12 protein-coding genes are annotated in these 12,213 nt (G+C 60.4%); 8 read left to right on the forward strand and 4 right to left on the reverse strand.

The features are described from left to right. The first annotated feature begins 236 nt into the window (after nucleotides 1-236). The 4 genes from ACMXX3_RS08735 to ACMXX3_RS08750 all read left to right on the forward strand — a co-directional run bounded on the left by ACMXX3_RS08735 (nucleotide 237) and on the right by ACMXX3_RS08750 (nucleotide 3,994). Nucleotides 237-833: a DUF4956 domain-containing protein gene (locus ACMXX3_RS08735; RefSeq protein ID WP_421084341.1), complete on the forward strand. Its 597-nt coding sequence runs from the start codon at nucleotides 237-239 to the stop codon at nucleotides 831-833. 207 nt (nucleotides 834-1,040) lie between these two features. Beyond that, nucleotides 1,041-1,913: a polyphosphate polymerase domain-containing protein gene (locus ACMXX3_RS08740; RefSeq protein ID WP_421084342.1), complete on the forward strand. Its 873-nt coding sequence runs from the start codon at nucleotides 1,041-1,043 to the stop codon at nucleotides 1,911-1,913. A gap of 55 nt (nucleotides 1,914-1,968) precedes the next feature. Continuing rightward, entirely contained in the window at nucleotides 1,969-3,474 is a 1,506-nt protein-coding gene (locus tag ACMXX3_RS08745) for a carbohydrate-binding domain-containing protein (protein ID WP_421084343.1), read from the forward strand. 313 nt (nucleotides 3,475-3,787) lie between these two features. Beyond that, a complete protein-coding gene (locus ACMXX3_RS08750; RefSeq protein WP_237185107.1) occupies nucleotides 3,788-3,994 on the forward strand; it encodes a DUF3073 domain-containing protein in 207 nt (68 codons plus the stop codon). A 163-nt stretch (nucleotides 3,995-4,157) separates the two neighbouring features. On the opposite strand, the gene ACMXX3_RS08755 is transcribed toward ACMXX3_RS08750, so the two are convergent. Then, complete coding sequence (locus ACMXX3_RS08755) at nucleotides 4,158-5,099, reverse strand: Sir2 family NAD-dependent protein deacetylase (RefSeq protein WP_421084414.1); 942 nt, start codon at nucleotides 5,097-5,099, stop codon at nucleotides 4,158-4,160. Between the two features lie 225 nt (nucleotides 5,100-5,324). Here ACMXX3_RS08755 and ACMXX3_RS08760 point away from each other — a divergent pair, with 225 nt between their 5' ends. Together ACMXX3_RS08760 and ACMXX3_RS08765 are read left to right on the forward strand one after the other, a co-directional pair. Further along, nucleotides 5,325-5,546, forward strand: coding sequence for a hypothetical protein (locus ACMXX3_RS08760; protein ID WP_421084344.1), 222 nt, complete (start codon nucleotides 5,325-5,327; stop codon nucleotides 5,544-5,546). Then, a complete protein-coding gene (locus ACMXX3_RS08765) occupies nucleotides 5,537-5,872 on the forward strand; it encodes a type II toxin-antitoxin system PemK/MazF family toxin (RefSeq protein WP_421084345.1) in 336 nt (111 codons plus the stop codon). Before ACMXX3_RS08760 ends, ACMXX3_RS08765 begins: the two co-directional genes overlap by 10 nt. Nucleotides 5,873-5,971: 99 nt before the next feature. Here ACMXX3_RS08765 and clpB read toward each other — a convergent pair whose 3' ends face one another. Then, nucleotides 5,972-8,560, reverse strand: a complete 2,589-nt coding sequence (clpB, locus tag ACMXX3_RS08770; RefSeq protein WP_421084346.1) for an ATP-dependent chaperone ClpB — start codon at nucleotides 8,558-8,560, stop codon at nucleotides 5,972-5,974. Nucleotides 8,561-8,783: 223 nt separating this feature from the next. Here clpB and ACMXX3_RS08775 point away from each other — a divergent pair, with 223 nt between their 5' ends. Then, entirely contained in the window at nucleotides 8,784-9,500 is a 717-nt protein-coding gene (locus ACMXX3_RS08775; RefSeq protein ID WP_421084347.1) for a glutamine amidotransferase, read from the forward strand. Here the strand turns inward: ACMXX3_RS08775 and ACMXX3_RS08780 are convergent. Further along, entirely contained in the window at nucleotides 9,497-10,726 is a 1,230-nt protein-coding gene (locus ACMXX3_RS08780; RefSeq protein WP_421084348.1) for an ATP-binding protein, read from the reverse strand. The genes ACMXX3_RS08775 and ACMXX3_RS08780 overlap by 4 nt on opposite strands. Before the next feature lie 132 nt (nucleotides 10,727-10,858). Next, complete coding sequence (locus ACMXX3_RS08785; protein WP_421084349.1) at nucleotides 10,859-11,452, reverse strand: hypothetical protein; 594 nt, start codon at nucleotides 11,450-11,452, stop codon at nucleotides 10,859-10,861. Between the two features lie 51 nt (nucleotides 11,453-11,503). Between ACMXX3_RS08785 and ACMXX3_RS08790 the strand changes: the two genes are divergently transcribed. Continuing rightward, nucleotides 11,504-12,154: an HAD family hydrolase gene (locus ACMXX3_RS08790; RefSeq protein ID WP_421084350.1), complete on the forward strand. Its 651-nt coding sequence runs from the start codon at nucleotides 11,504-11,506 to the stop codon at nucleotides 12,152-12,154. Nucleotides 12,155-12,213 lie beyond the last annotated feature (59 nt).

A 12,213-nucleotide genomic window follows, 5' to 3' on the forward strand; every position in this document is an offset into this window, starting at 1 on the left:
TGACTGAGCTGTGACTGCCCCCGACGCCGGGGCGGGCCCGTCCTGGCATATGCGGAACATGTTCCGCTGGCCACCATATGTGTAGGCATTGCCGAAACACTTGAAGTTTTCCGGCGCAGTTGCAACCCTGCAACCTTTCATATGTGAAGACTAAACTCAACACAGGGTAAACACAGAAACCGGGAGAACACTGGTAATCACGCAAGACATTGAGTTACCACCACCGGAGAACCCCCGTGAACACCATCATCATTTCAGCTGCCCTGAATCTCGTCGCCATTCTTATCCTGTGCGGAATGTATGTGACCCGCCACCGCCGCCGCGACCTCGTCGTCTCCTACATCATCATTAACGTCGGCGTCTTTGCCGTGACCGTGGCCCTGGCGAATGCCGACGCCACCAGCGCAGGCATGGGTATGGGTCTCTTCGGTGTACTCTCCATCATCCGCCTGCGCTCCACCGAGCTTGACCAGCGCGAAGTCGCCTACTACTTCGCCGCCCTGGCCCTGGGCCTGCTCATGGGCATCGGCCTAGAACCTATCGGCCTGGCTATCGGACTCTCAGCCCTGCTCCTGACCATCATGTTCGTTGTGGACCACTCCAAGCTCATGACCACCCTGCGCAACCAGACCATCATTGTTGACCGGGCTATCAGCGACGAGGAAGAACTCAAAACCTACCTCTCTACCCAGCTGGGCTACAGCATTGAGAACGCCACCATTGCAGAACTAGACCTTATCAACGACAAGACCGTTGCCAACGTCCGTTACACCGTCAATGATTCGAAGAGGATTCTCCCTACCTCAACCTCTGAGCTGGCCAGCCTCCGCTAGGGCCTCAGAGGGGCAGGACGCCCGCACCCGCTTGATCTGCCAGGGGCAAGATAGCGGGGCGGGCGTCCTTATTTTTTTGCTGTGACTAGGGAAAATAAAAAAATTTTTGCATACATAAGTTCAGGCTAAGTTCACCACAGCTAAAACATAGCTTCGCCCACCACACTGGTAACAACAGCCCGAACAAAGCACGAAAGAAAGACCATCATGACTGCTACAGCCTTCACCCACACCACCGCCCCCATGGTACCGGCCCACTGGCCCGGCATCAGCCTGGAGGAGCTGAACGCCAAGGCAGCCATGCAGACCCGCGTTGACCGCAAGTACATCGTCGATGGCCTCTACGCAGCAGCGGTCCTTTCAAATCTGCCAGCCGAGGCCTCCGTCCTTGAGATCAACGGCGAGCGCGACTTTGCCTACGACTCGGTCTACTTCGACACCGAAAACCTCGACTCCTACAAGCTAGCTGCCACCGGCCGCCGCACCCGCTACAAAATCCGTACCCGCTCCTATGTAGATACCGGCGACACCTTCCTCGAAGTCAAAACCGAAGGCGCCCGGGCGGTCACTGTCAAGGAACGTATCCCCTACCCTTCTGCTGACCGGGCCTATCTGAATGCAGCTGGCCGCGACTACGTCGAAGAAGCCCTGCGCGGTGTGATCGATGCCCCGGCCACCGCCTTCGAGCCGATCCTGACCACAGCCTACCGGCGCACTACCGTCCTGCTCCCGGCCTCCGCCCACAACCCGGTCGACTCCCGCATGACCATCGACACCCACCTGACCTGGACGCCCATGAGCGACCGGGCCCTGGGACCGGCCTCCCAGTACGAAGTCGGCACCGACTACACCGCAGCGGGCATGGTCATTATCGAAACCAAGTCAGGCTCCGCCCCCTCAATCGCCGATAAGCACCTGTGGCGGGCAGGCATCCGCCCCTCCAAGATTTCCAAGTTCGCCACCGGCATGGCAGCCCTCAACCCCGATTTGCCCTCCAACAAGTGGAACCGGACCATCGCCCGCAACATGTACCTCCAACCGGTCGAAGCCGAAGCCCGCTTCGCAGAACTCGCTGGCTAAAACCCCAGCAGACCCACCAACGTCCACAACCCAAGACCAGAAACAAAGGAAACCCATGAAAATCCCCGCAAAGTTCACCAAAACCATCAGCTCCGTCGCCCTGGTAAGCACCCTGGCCCTGGCAGGCTGCACCGCAGGAACCAGCAGCGTCAACAGCTCAAGCTCCATCAGCAGCTCCTCGGCAGCCACCTCCTCCGGCAGCACCACGGCAACCGCCGTTGCCACCACAGCGGGCACCACCGTCGCGTCCGTCATCAGCTACGACACCCACTATGATGCAGACGACCTCACCTGGGATTCCTCCAGCGAAGTCACCATTGACCTCTCCAACCCCACCGCCACCGAAGGCGTCACCGTCGATAACGGCCTCATCACCATCACCGCCGCCGGTAACTACCGCCTCACCGGCACCCTGGCCGACGGGCAGGTTGTTGTTGCAGCCGGCGAAGAGGACGTCGTGCGCCTGATCCTCGATAATGCCTCCATCACCAATAAGGACGGGGCGGCCATCGACGCCGAAAGCGCCAACGAAACCATCATCTACACCGAATCCGGCACCACCAACACCATCGCCGACGGCTCCACCTACGCTGCCACCGGCACCGAAGACCCCGATGCCGCCCTCTATGCCCGCACCGACCTGACCCTGGCCGGTGAAGGCACCCTGAAAGTCAGCGGCAACTACGGCGACGGTATCGCCAGCGGCGACGGCCTGACCATTGCAGGCGGAACCATCGAGGTCACCGCAACCGACGACGGCATCAAGGGCAAGGACTACGTCGACATTCTCGGTGGCACTATCGATGTAACCGCCACCAGCGACGGCATCAAGTCAACCAACGATACCGACGCCGAACGCGGCTGGGTCCGCCTCCTGGACGGCACCATCACCATCAGCTCAGGCGACGACGGTTTCAAGTCAGAACGTGAACTTGAAATAGCCGGTGGCACCCTGACCGTTGAAGAATCCGTCGAAGCTATCGAAGGCCAGTACCTGACCATCAGCGGCGGCACCACCAACGCCACCAGCTCCGACGACGGCCTCAACGCCACCATCCCCTCCACCACTACCACCTCTGCTGGCGGCATGAACCAGGTCGTTGACGCCTCCATCTCGATTACCGGCGGCGAACTGACCCTGAACGTTGAAGGCGACGGTATTGACTCCAACGGCACCGCTGAAATCTCAGGTGGCACCGTCATCGTCAACGGCCCCTCAACCGGCGGCAACGGAGCAACTGACGCCGCAGGCGGCCTCACCGTTACCGGCGGCACCCTGATCCAGGGCGACCGCGGCGACATGTTCGAAGGCATGGAGGGGGCCTACGCCCGCTTTACCGCCAGCGTCTCAGCAGGCGATACCGTGACCGTCACTAATTCCAGCGGTGAGACTATCGCAGAGTACACCTCCACCAAGGTTATCTCAGCTGTGGTTGTTGCAGGCAGCGCCGTTGCCGTGGGCGAGTCCTACACCCTGAGCGTCAACGGCTCAGAAGCTGGCACCGCTACCGCCACCTCAGGTGCAGCAGCCGGTGGCATGGGCCGCGGCGGCCGCCCCTAAGGCCCTAACGACTCAACCGGTGCTCTAGCGCTCCGCCGCTGAACCACCGCCGGTTGCCCTCCTGCTTCCGCGTCACCACATTCTGGTCGGGTGACGCGGAAGCATCTTTTATTGGTACCAGGATGGTAGATTCCACCGTAAGGCCCTAGGTTTTTGTGTTTTTAGCAGTTTCTTACATCTCATGTGGCGAACAGACAAGCAAAGACACCCAAAACCATGTACCCTTAGATACAGAAAAGACTGAAAGTTTTTCTGGCACACCCCTGCGCGCACTCGGGTGGCCAGAAGTGAGCGATAAAGAGGGGGTCTCGCCATGGGGCGCGGCCGTCAGAAGGCTAAAGCAACTCGGCAGGCTCGGGAGATGAAGTATTTCAGCCCCGATACCGACTACACTGCACTTGAGCGAGAGCTCAGCAAGAATGCTGGCTCTCAGTCTAAGTCGTCCGGTTATCAGTACGATGACGAGGACGACTACTCGGAATACGCAGATAAGTACGCCGACGATTATCAGGAGAAGTAACCCGCGTAGAACCACGCGGGTTCTTCCCGTCTCTTTTTCTAGCCCGCCACCGCCCGCCGGTGGCGGGCTTTTGTATGGGCGTGCTCTTTAGTGCGCTCTCTCCCCACCTCTCCTAGCCTCCTATAGCCCGGCCCGGAAGCGGCGTCTGTAGGGGCGAGTGGGGCTAGCTGGACTGCGGGACAGGGAGATTCTGGGTGAGGGCAAAGAGGGCGTCGGTGACGTCGGAGCGCCAGAGGTAGGTGGCACGGGCGTCCGCCCGGCCCGGGCCCTGGTTGACGACGGCGATCGGCTTGCCCGCGCGGGCGAAGTCAAGGGCGATTTTGTAGGAGCTCATCACGGCCAGAGATGAGCCCAGCACCAGCAGGGAACGGGCCTGATCTCCCAGTTCTTTCACGGCCTGCTTGCGGGCAGGCGGTACGGGTTCCCCAAAATAGACGACAGCTGGTTTGAGCTTGGTGGAGCCACAGGCCAGGCAGTCGACCATCTGAAAATCTTGAATAAAGCGGGTATCGATCTCGGCGTCACCGTCGGGGTTGACCTGCAAGGTGGTGCTGGATAGGCGTTCGAGGTAGCCGGGGTTGGCGGCCTCGATGCGGGCATCCAGGGAGGTGCGGCCCTCGTCCGCACCGCAGTCTAGGCACTCGATACGGGAGAGATCCCCGTGCAGGGTCAGCACCTTCTGTGAGCCGGCGGCGGTGTGCAGGCCGTCCACATTTTGGGTAATGAGCCCGGCCAGGTGCCCCTGGGCTTCCAGGTCTGCCAGCAGGTAGTGGGCGGTGTTAGGGCGGGCCCGGTTCATCTGTCGCCAGCCCACAAAGGAGCGGGCCCAGTAGCGCTGGCGGGCGACCTCATCGAAGCGAAATTCCTGGTAGGTCATGGGCCGGTGGTTGCGTAAGGAACCGGCGGGGCCGCGGTAGTCGGGGATTCCTGAGCCGGTGGATATGCCCGCCCCGGTGAGCACCAGAACCTGCCCGTCGTCCAAGAGCTTCCGGACGCCGTCCGCCGCCACCTGCGGGTCGGTGGGCTGGGCTGTTTCGGCAACGACCCGGTCGATGGAGCGCAGGGCCGCTGCGTGGGTGGCGGCAATCTCGGCGTGTGCGGTAATGGACGCGGACGCCCCGGCAAAGCGGGTATCAAGCGGGGCGGATGCGGGCTGGGACTGGGACTGGTTCACCCTTCTAGTGTATAAAGCCGATGACCCCCTCACTTCTCTCTTCACCCCCGTGAAAATCTAGGGGGCGAAGAGAGGAGTGAGGGGGTCATGCAGTGCCACCTGTGCAGGGCTCACCCACCCTCGACACTTTCACCCTAAATAACTCATACTTAATGTATGAGTGCCACAACGATTCGAGTAACCCAGGAAGTGCGCGACCGCCTCAAGAGCCATGCTAAAGCCTACGGTCATACCCTCAACGAGCACCTCACGGCGCTCCTTGATGAAGAGGAACGCGCTATGCGCTTTGAACAGCTCGCCCGGGATTTAAAGAAAAGCCCGCCCGATGCCTCTTATCACCGAGAAGCCGAAGAATGGCAGAGTGACGCATGGAGCTAGAGGTTCAGGAAGGTGAACTGTGGTGGGCTAAACCTGACGCCACGGTCGGCAGGGAGCAGTCCGGCCGCCGCCCCGTCCTGATCATCAGCAACCCCTTCTATAACAGGCTGGTCGATACCCTCGCTATTGCTGTGCCCCTGACATCCCAGGAGCGGGGCTGGAGCAACCATGTTCTTGTGCCGCCTGGTTGCGGGCTCGGCAAGGACTCCTGGGCCATGACCGAGCAGGTGCGCACTATCTCCCGACGCCGCCTCGCCGCCCGCATTGGTGCCGTCGACGCGACCACCCTTGCGGAGGTCCGCCGCTGGGTAAAAGATTTCCTTTAGACCCCACCCAAGTTAAAAACTGAAGACCCTATCGCTTCTCTCTTGACCCCGAGATAATCCGTAGGGTCAAGAGAGAAACAATAGGGTCATGCTCCGTTTTTACTCGGCGGTGACAACCAACCCGTCCACGGCAACGTCTGGGTTGACGTCCACGCGGACGGTGTCGCCGTCCTTGATAGCACCGGCCAGGATTCCCTTGGCCAGGCGGTCGCCGATTTCGCGCTGCACGAGACGGCGCAGCGGACGGGCCCCGTAGGCCGGGTCGTAGCCGGCAAGTCCCAGCCACTCGGTGGCGGCGTCGGTGACGTCCAGGGTCAGGCGGCGGTCTTCCAGGCGGCGGGCCATGGAGGCGATCTGTAGACCCACAATGGAGGCCAGGTCATCGGCTGAGAGGGGCTCAAACATGATGACCTCATCCAGGCGGTTGAGGAACTCCGGCTTGAAGCTGGCGTTGACAGTGTTCATGACGGCGCTTGTGCGAGCTTCGTTATCGAGATTCTGGTCAATCAGGAACTGGGAGCCCAGGTTAGAGGTCAGAATCAGGATGACGTTGCGGAAGTCCACGGTGCGGCCCTGACCGTCGGTTAGACGGCCGTCGTCGAGAACCTGAAGCAGGATGTCGAAGACCTCGGGGTGGGCCTTTTCGACCTCATCGAGTAGCACGACCGAGTAGGGGCGGCGGCGCACAGCTTCGGTGAGCTGGCCGCCCTCTTCGTAGCCAACGTAGCCGGGAGGGGCACCGACCAGGCGGGCAACGGCGTGCTTTTCGGCGTATTCGCTCATGTCGATACGCACCAGGGCGCGTTCGTCGTCGAACTGGAACTCGGCCAGGGCCTTGGCCAGCTCGGTTTTACCGACGCCGGTTGGGCCCAGGAAGAGGAAGGAGCCGATAGGACGGTCGGGGTCTGAGATTCCGGCGCGGGAGCGACGCACGGCATCGGCCACGGCGGTGACTGCCTGGCGCTGACCGATTAGGCGCTTGCCCAGCTCATCTTCCATGTGCAGGAGCTTCTCGGATTCACCCTGGAGCATACGGCCGGCGGGAATACCCGTCCAGGAAGAGATGACCTCGGCGATATCGTCGGCGGTCACTTCTTCAGAGACCATGGACTCTTCGGACGCGGTGTTCTCAGCCTGCTGGGCTGCGGCCAGTTCAGCTTCAAGGGCGGGAATCTCACCGTAGAGCACGCGGGAGGCCTCGGCCAGGTTGCCTTCGCGCTGGGCGACTTCTGCCTTGGAGCGCAGCTCGTCAATCTGGGTTTTGAGGTCGCCGACGCGGTTGAGGCCGGCCTTTTCGGCTTCCCAGCGGGCATTGAGGGCGTCCAGCTCTTCCTTCTTGTCAGCCATATCTGCCCGCAGGGCTTCTAGGCGCTCGACGGAGGCGGGGTCGGTTTCGTTGGCCAGGGCCAGCTCTTCCATGGTTAGACGGTCAACGGCGCGGCGTAGGGCGTCGATCTCTTCGGGGGCGGAGTCGATTTCCATGCGAAGGCGGGAGGCAGCCTCGTCGATGAGGTCGATAGCCTTATCGGGCAGCTGGCGCGAGGGGATGTAGCGGTTGGAGAGATTGGCGGCAGCCACCAGGGCGGAGTCAGCGATAGCAACCTTGTGGTGGGCCTCGTAGCGCTCTTTCAGACCGCGCAGAATACCGATAGTGTCTTCCACACTGGGCTCACCCACATAGACCTGCTGGAAGCGGCGCTCGAGGGCGGCGTCCTTTTCGATGTTTTCGCGGTATTCATCGAGGGTGGTTGCACCGATTAGGCGCAGCTCACCGCGGGCCAGCATGGGCTTGAGCATGTTACCGGCGTCCATGGACCCCTCAGAGGCACCGGCCCCCACAACCGTGTGAATCTCGTCAATGAAGGTGACAATCTGCCCTTCGGACTTCTTGATGTCTTCCAGCACAGCCTTGAGGCGCTCTTCGAACTCGCCGCGGTACTTGGCACCGGCAACCATAGCCCCCAGGTCCAGGGAAATCAGGGTCTTACCGCGCAGGGATTCGGGCACGTCACCCGAGACCATACGCTGGGCCAGGCCTTCGACCACGGCGGTCTTACCGACGCCGGGTTCACCGATGAGCACGGGATTGTTCTTGGTGCGGCGGGAGAGCACCTGGATCACGCGGCGGATTTCGCTATCGCGCCCAATGACGGGGTCGAGTTTGCCTTCGCGGGCAACGGCGGTCAGGTCGGTGCCGTACTGTTCTAGGGCGCCGAAGGTGCCTTCGGGGTCGGGGGTGGTCACGGTGCGGTCTCCTCTCACGGTGGGGATGGTTTCTTCGATGGTCTTTTCGGTGGCCCCGGCTTTCTGTAGGGCGCGGGCAGTGGCGTCGTCACCGGCGGCGAGCGCCAGCAGCAGGATTTCAGTGGAGATGAAGGTATCTCCGAACTGGGTGGCCTTGGCTTGGGCTGTTTGAATGGCGGTCAGGACGGCCCGGCTCGGCTGGGCTTGGGCAGCGGAGGCTCCCTGCACCTTGGGCAGTTTTGAAATCTCGGTGGAGGCTGCCAGTGAGATGGCATCGACGTCGAGCCCGGCGGCTTTGAGGACGGCTACAGCCACTCCCTGCCGCTGGTCCATGAGGGCCTTGAGCAGGTGGGGAGTGTCGAGGGTGGGGTTGCCTGCGGTTTGGGCGTTCATGTTGGCAGCCGAGAGGGCTTCTTGGCTCTTGGTGGTGAGTTGAGGGTTCATGGTTTTTCTTTCTGCGAGTAGGTTTTCTTTAATACTTGAGTGTACTCCACTCAGCTTTAACTTGAGTCTACCTCACTCAACTTAAATGCGCCACCAACTTTAAGGTTTTTCTTTAAGCCACCCACCCCCGTCCGCGGCGGGCATGGCGGGCTTTTCCAAACACACTCGCAAAACCCCTCACTCATCAGTAAACTGAGTGCAGTCACTCACCTCAAGGAGAACAATGTCCCGCACCGCCTACGCTATCCGCCACGTCGCCTTTGAAGATCTGGGCATTTTTGAAGACCTGCTCACCGAACGCGGCTTCACTGTTGAATACCGGGACGCTGGCATTGACATTCTGAACGCCAAAGAGGTCCGGGAAGCTGACCTACTGGTGATCCTTGGGGCTCCTATCAGCGTGAACGACACCCACGACTACCCCTTCCTCTTTGAAGAAGTAGAGCTGATCAAGGCCCGCTTTGAGAGCAAAAAACCGGTGCTTGGTATCTGCCTGGGCGCCCAGCAGATCGCTGTTGCCGCCGGGGCCAAGGTTGAACCCACCGGAGCTATTGAACTGGGCTACTCCCCCGTTGAGCTGACCGAGGCGGGCCTGGATTCCGTCCTAGCCCCTCTTGCCCAAACCCCGGTGCTGCACTGGCACGGCGATGCCTTCACCCTGCCCGAGGGGAGCGCCTCTTTGGCCCGCACCCAGCAGTGCGAGAACCAGGCTTTCACCCTTACCGACGACGCCGGCCACCCCTTTGCCCTGGGCCTGCAGTTCCACCTTGAAGTCAACCCCCGCCATATTGAACAGTGGCTGATCGCCTACGCTGACTACATTATTGCCGCCGAGCAAGACGTCGCTGTGATCCGCCGTGAGGCCTCCCTCTACGCGGAGAAGCTGACCGCCGCCGCGTCCGCCGTCCTCACCGGCTGGCTCCAGGCTGTGGAGCTCTAAGCGCCAAGGTTCCCCACGGAAACCACATACACGCCGTCCGGCCTCTGGTAACTTACTGGACCGCCCGTAACAACCAGCAGAGCAGGGGGATCCCCAAAGTCAAACCGGCTAGCGAATTTCTTGAGAGAATGCACCGCTGAATCTACTGTTTCCTGGGAACTGCCCAATTTAATCTCAGTTAGGCAGGTTCGCCCCTCATGGGTAAGAATTGCGTCTACTTCAAGACCATCCTTATCCCTGCCATGATAGACAGGCCCACCAGAAAGAGCCTGCAGGTCATGAACTACCTGAGACTCAAAGAGCTGCCCTGCATACGGAAGATTTCTCAACAGGATTTGTGGCTGAATGTGCAAGGCAGCCACCGCTAAGGCCGGATCAGCCAAATGACGCTTGGGAGCCTTACGCAGAGACGCCCGGGATCTAACATGCGACGACCACGCCGGTTGATCGCACGAAATAAAAATGCGTGTCAAGCTAGCCAGATACTCCCCGACTGTCTCCCTATTGATACCAGCATCAGTTGCTATTTCAGTAATAGCCATTTCTGTCCCTACTCCGCGAGCAAGAGAATTAAGGACCCTCATAGCTCGTGCAGGGTCACGCCGCACCCCATCAGCTACCCCCAGGTCCACATGCACTACCGTTTGCAAGTAATCTCGATTGTTGAGCATTGCAGCAGCTAGTGGCAACTCTAGGTTCGCTGGCCATCCTCCCCTACAGATTCTTTCAATAATTTCTTCCACCGAAAGGTTGCTCTGCAGATACGGAGCTTGTGCCTCCCCCCGCATAAATCCTTTCAGAGAAAAGGTGCCATCTGAGTGGCCAGATTCAACAAAGCTAAAGGTTTGCATGCGTAGGCGAGCAAAGCGTCCCGCCCCAGAGTGTCGAGCCTCATTCTCACCTGGCGCGGTGGATCCTGTGAGGATAAACTGCCCTGCTTGCCCCCTACGATCAACTTCATGGCGCACCAGATTCCATAGGGAAGGGTAAACCTGCCACTCGTCAAAGACTCGTGGAACTTCCCCGTCAAGAGCTAGATGAGGTGCCAATTCAAGCTGTAAACCTATCTGCGGATCAGTATCTACCTGCACAAAGGACTGCGCAACTTGACGCGCTGTTTCGCTCTTTCCACAGCCCTTGGGGCCTTCTAGAAGCACAGCACCGCTGCGGTCAAGAGCCTCAGCGAGTTGCTGGTCAACCAGACGCTCAATATATTCCCTAGCCATCAACGAATCTCCTTCCAACACAGCAGCTATCCGTCACTTTGGATATATTCTATCCAGCATTTTGGCGGCTTATTATCCAGCAAATTATCCCAAGATTATCCGGCATATTATCGGTTCTAGCTGGCTTTCCCTCTAATCCAGGAAGTCGTACATCGACTCTTCGCGTTCGAGCTGTTCGCGGGTGGTGTCGTCGAGCCCCTGGGTGAGGGCACGGGCCCGGCGGTAGTCGCTGATAGCCAGCAGGAGGGTGGCTATGGCGAACGAAAAGGTCAGGATTCCACTGGTGTTCCCGAAGGCTGCCGATAGGCCGATGACGTCCGGGCCCAGGAGGGCAGCGGCGGCTGAGATATTGCGTCCGTCCAGGCGGTCGGGGGCTACCAGGCCAAAGAAGCCAGCCAGAATCCAGGTTGAGGCCGCCACCAGGGCCGTTACCGACGGCAGCCCGGCCTGCCTGCCTGCTTCTTGTAATTTCATTTCCCGGTAGGAGAAGAGGGCCGCCACCAGCAGAATCCCCAGCAAGGCGGGTCCGAACGAGATTGCGTAAATAGGCACCAGCTCTCCTCCAGCGCCCAAGAGAGCCCGCCCTGCCGTAATCCAGGCAGCCGACGCGCAGGCCATGGGCACCAGCAGGTAGGTAAGCAGACGCAGGACGATCCCGCCCCGCCGACGTAGGCGCGGGTGGGTAGTCGGAGATTCAGGGGCTGATGAGGGGTACTGTTGCTTCACCCACCTATCGTAACCAGGCAAAGACCGCCCCGGAGGGGTAGGGTGGTGTCTATGAGCAAACTTGAAGCAATTTTCTTCGACCATGACGGAACCCTCGTAGATACCGAGCCCCTGTGGGCAGAAGCCAAAACCGCCTTGACCGCCGAATTTGGGGCCACATGGACTGAACAAGATACGCTCATGGCCCTAGGCAAGCCCGCTGCGGTCACCTTTGCCCGTATGCAGGAGCTTGGCGCCGATGCCCCTGCCGACGAACTCTATGAGCGGCTTAAGGCCAAAATGTCGGCCCTCCTGAAGAAGGCCCGGGTGGAACTCCTGCCGGGCATTGAGGCGCTCCTGCTTCAGGTAGCCGAGGCGGGCATCCCCGCAGGAATTGTCACTAATGCAACAACCGAGGTAGCTGCCAACACCGCTAAGCTGGCGCCGGAGGGACTCTTCAAGACTCTGGTGACCGACGAGCAGGTTACCCACGCTAAGCCAGACCCTGAACCCTATCTGACAGCCGCCCGCAACCTGGGGGTCAACCCCAAGAATTGTGTGGCGGTAGAAGATTCAGCTTCAGGAGCCCAAAGCGCCATGGCAGCGGGCATGAAGGTTGTGGTAGTTCCCGGGCTGACGGAGGTACCTGCCCATCTGGGCCATGCCCGCTATGCCCACACGGAACTCACCCTGGCAAAGATTCGCGCCCTCATCGAAAACTAGGCGCCAGGGCATAGAACGGCGGCCCCTTCCATTCAGGAAGGGGCCGCCGTGCATGTGGT

The sequence above is a fragment of the Rothia nasimurium genome (assembly GCF_049068285.1).
GTDB lineage: Bacteria > Actinomycetota > Actinomycetes > Actinomycetales > Micrococcaceae > Rothia > Rothia nasimurium_I.

Excerpts from the sequence above, each read along its gene's own strand:
- ACMXX3_RS08740 (WP_421084342.1), top strand. The coding sequence starts at position 1,041 with ATGACTGCTACAGCCTTCACCCACACCACCGCCCCCATGGTACCGGCC.
- ACMXX3_RS08745 (WP_421084343.1), top strand. The coding sequence starts at position 1,969 with ATGAAAATCCCCGCAAAGTTCACCAAAACCATCAGCTCCGTCGCCCTG.
- ACMXX3_RS08750 (WP_237185107.1), top strand. The coding sequence starts at position 3,788 with ATGGGGCGCGGCCGTCAGAAGGCTAAAGCAACTCGGCAGGCTCGGGAG.
- ACMXX3_RS08760 (WP_421084344.1), top strand. The coding sequence starts at position 5,325 with ATGAGTGCCACAACGATTCGAGTAACCCAGGAAGTGCGCGACCGCCTC.
- ACMXX3_RS08765 (WP_421084345.1), top strand. The coding sequence starts at position 5,537 with ATGGAGCTAGAGGTTCAGGAAGGTGAACTGTGGTGGGCTAAACCTGAC.
- clpB (WP_421084346.1), bottom strand. The coding sequence starts at position 8,560 with ATGAACCCTCAACTCACCACCAAGAGCCAAGAAGCCCTCTCGGCTGCC.
- ACMXX3_RS08775 (WP_421084347.1), top strand. The coding sequence starts at position 8,784 with ATGTCCCGCACCGCCTACGCTATCCGCCACGTCGCCTTTGAAGATCTG.
- ACMXX3_RS08780 (WP_421084348.1), bottom strand. The coding sequence starts at position 10,726 with ATGGCTAGGGAATATATTGAGCGTCTGGTTGACCAGCAACTCGCTGAG.
- ACMXX3_RS08790 (WP_421084350.1), top strand. The coding sequence starts at position 11,504 with ATGAGCAAACTTGAAGCAATTTTCTTCGACCATGACGGAACCCTCGTA.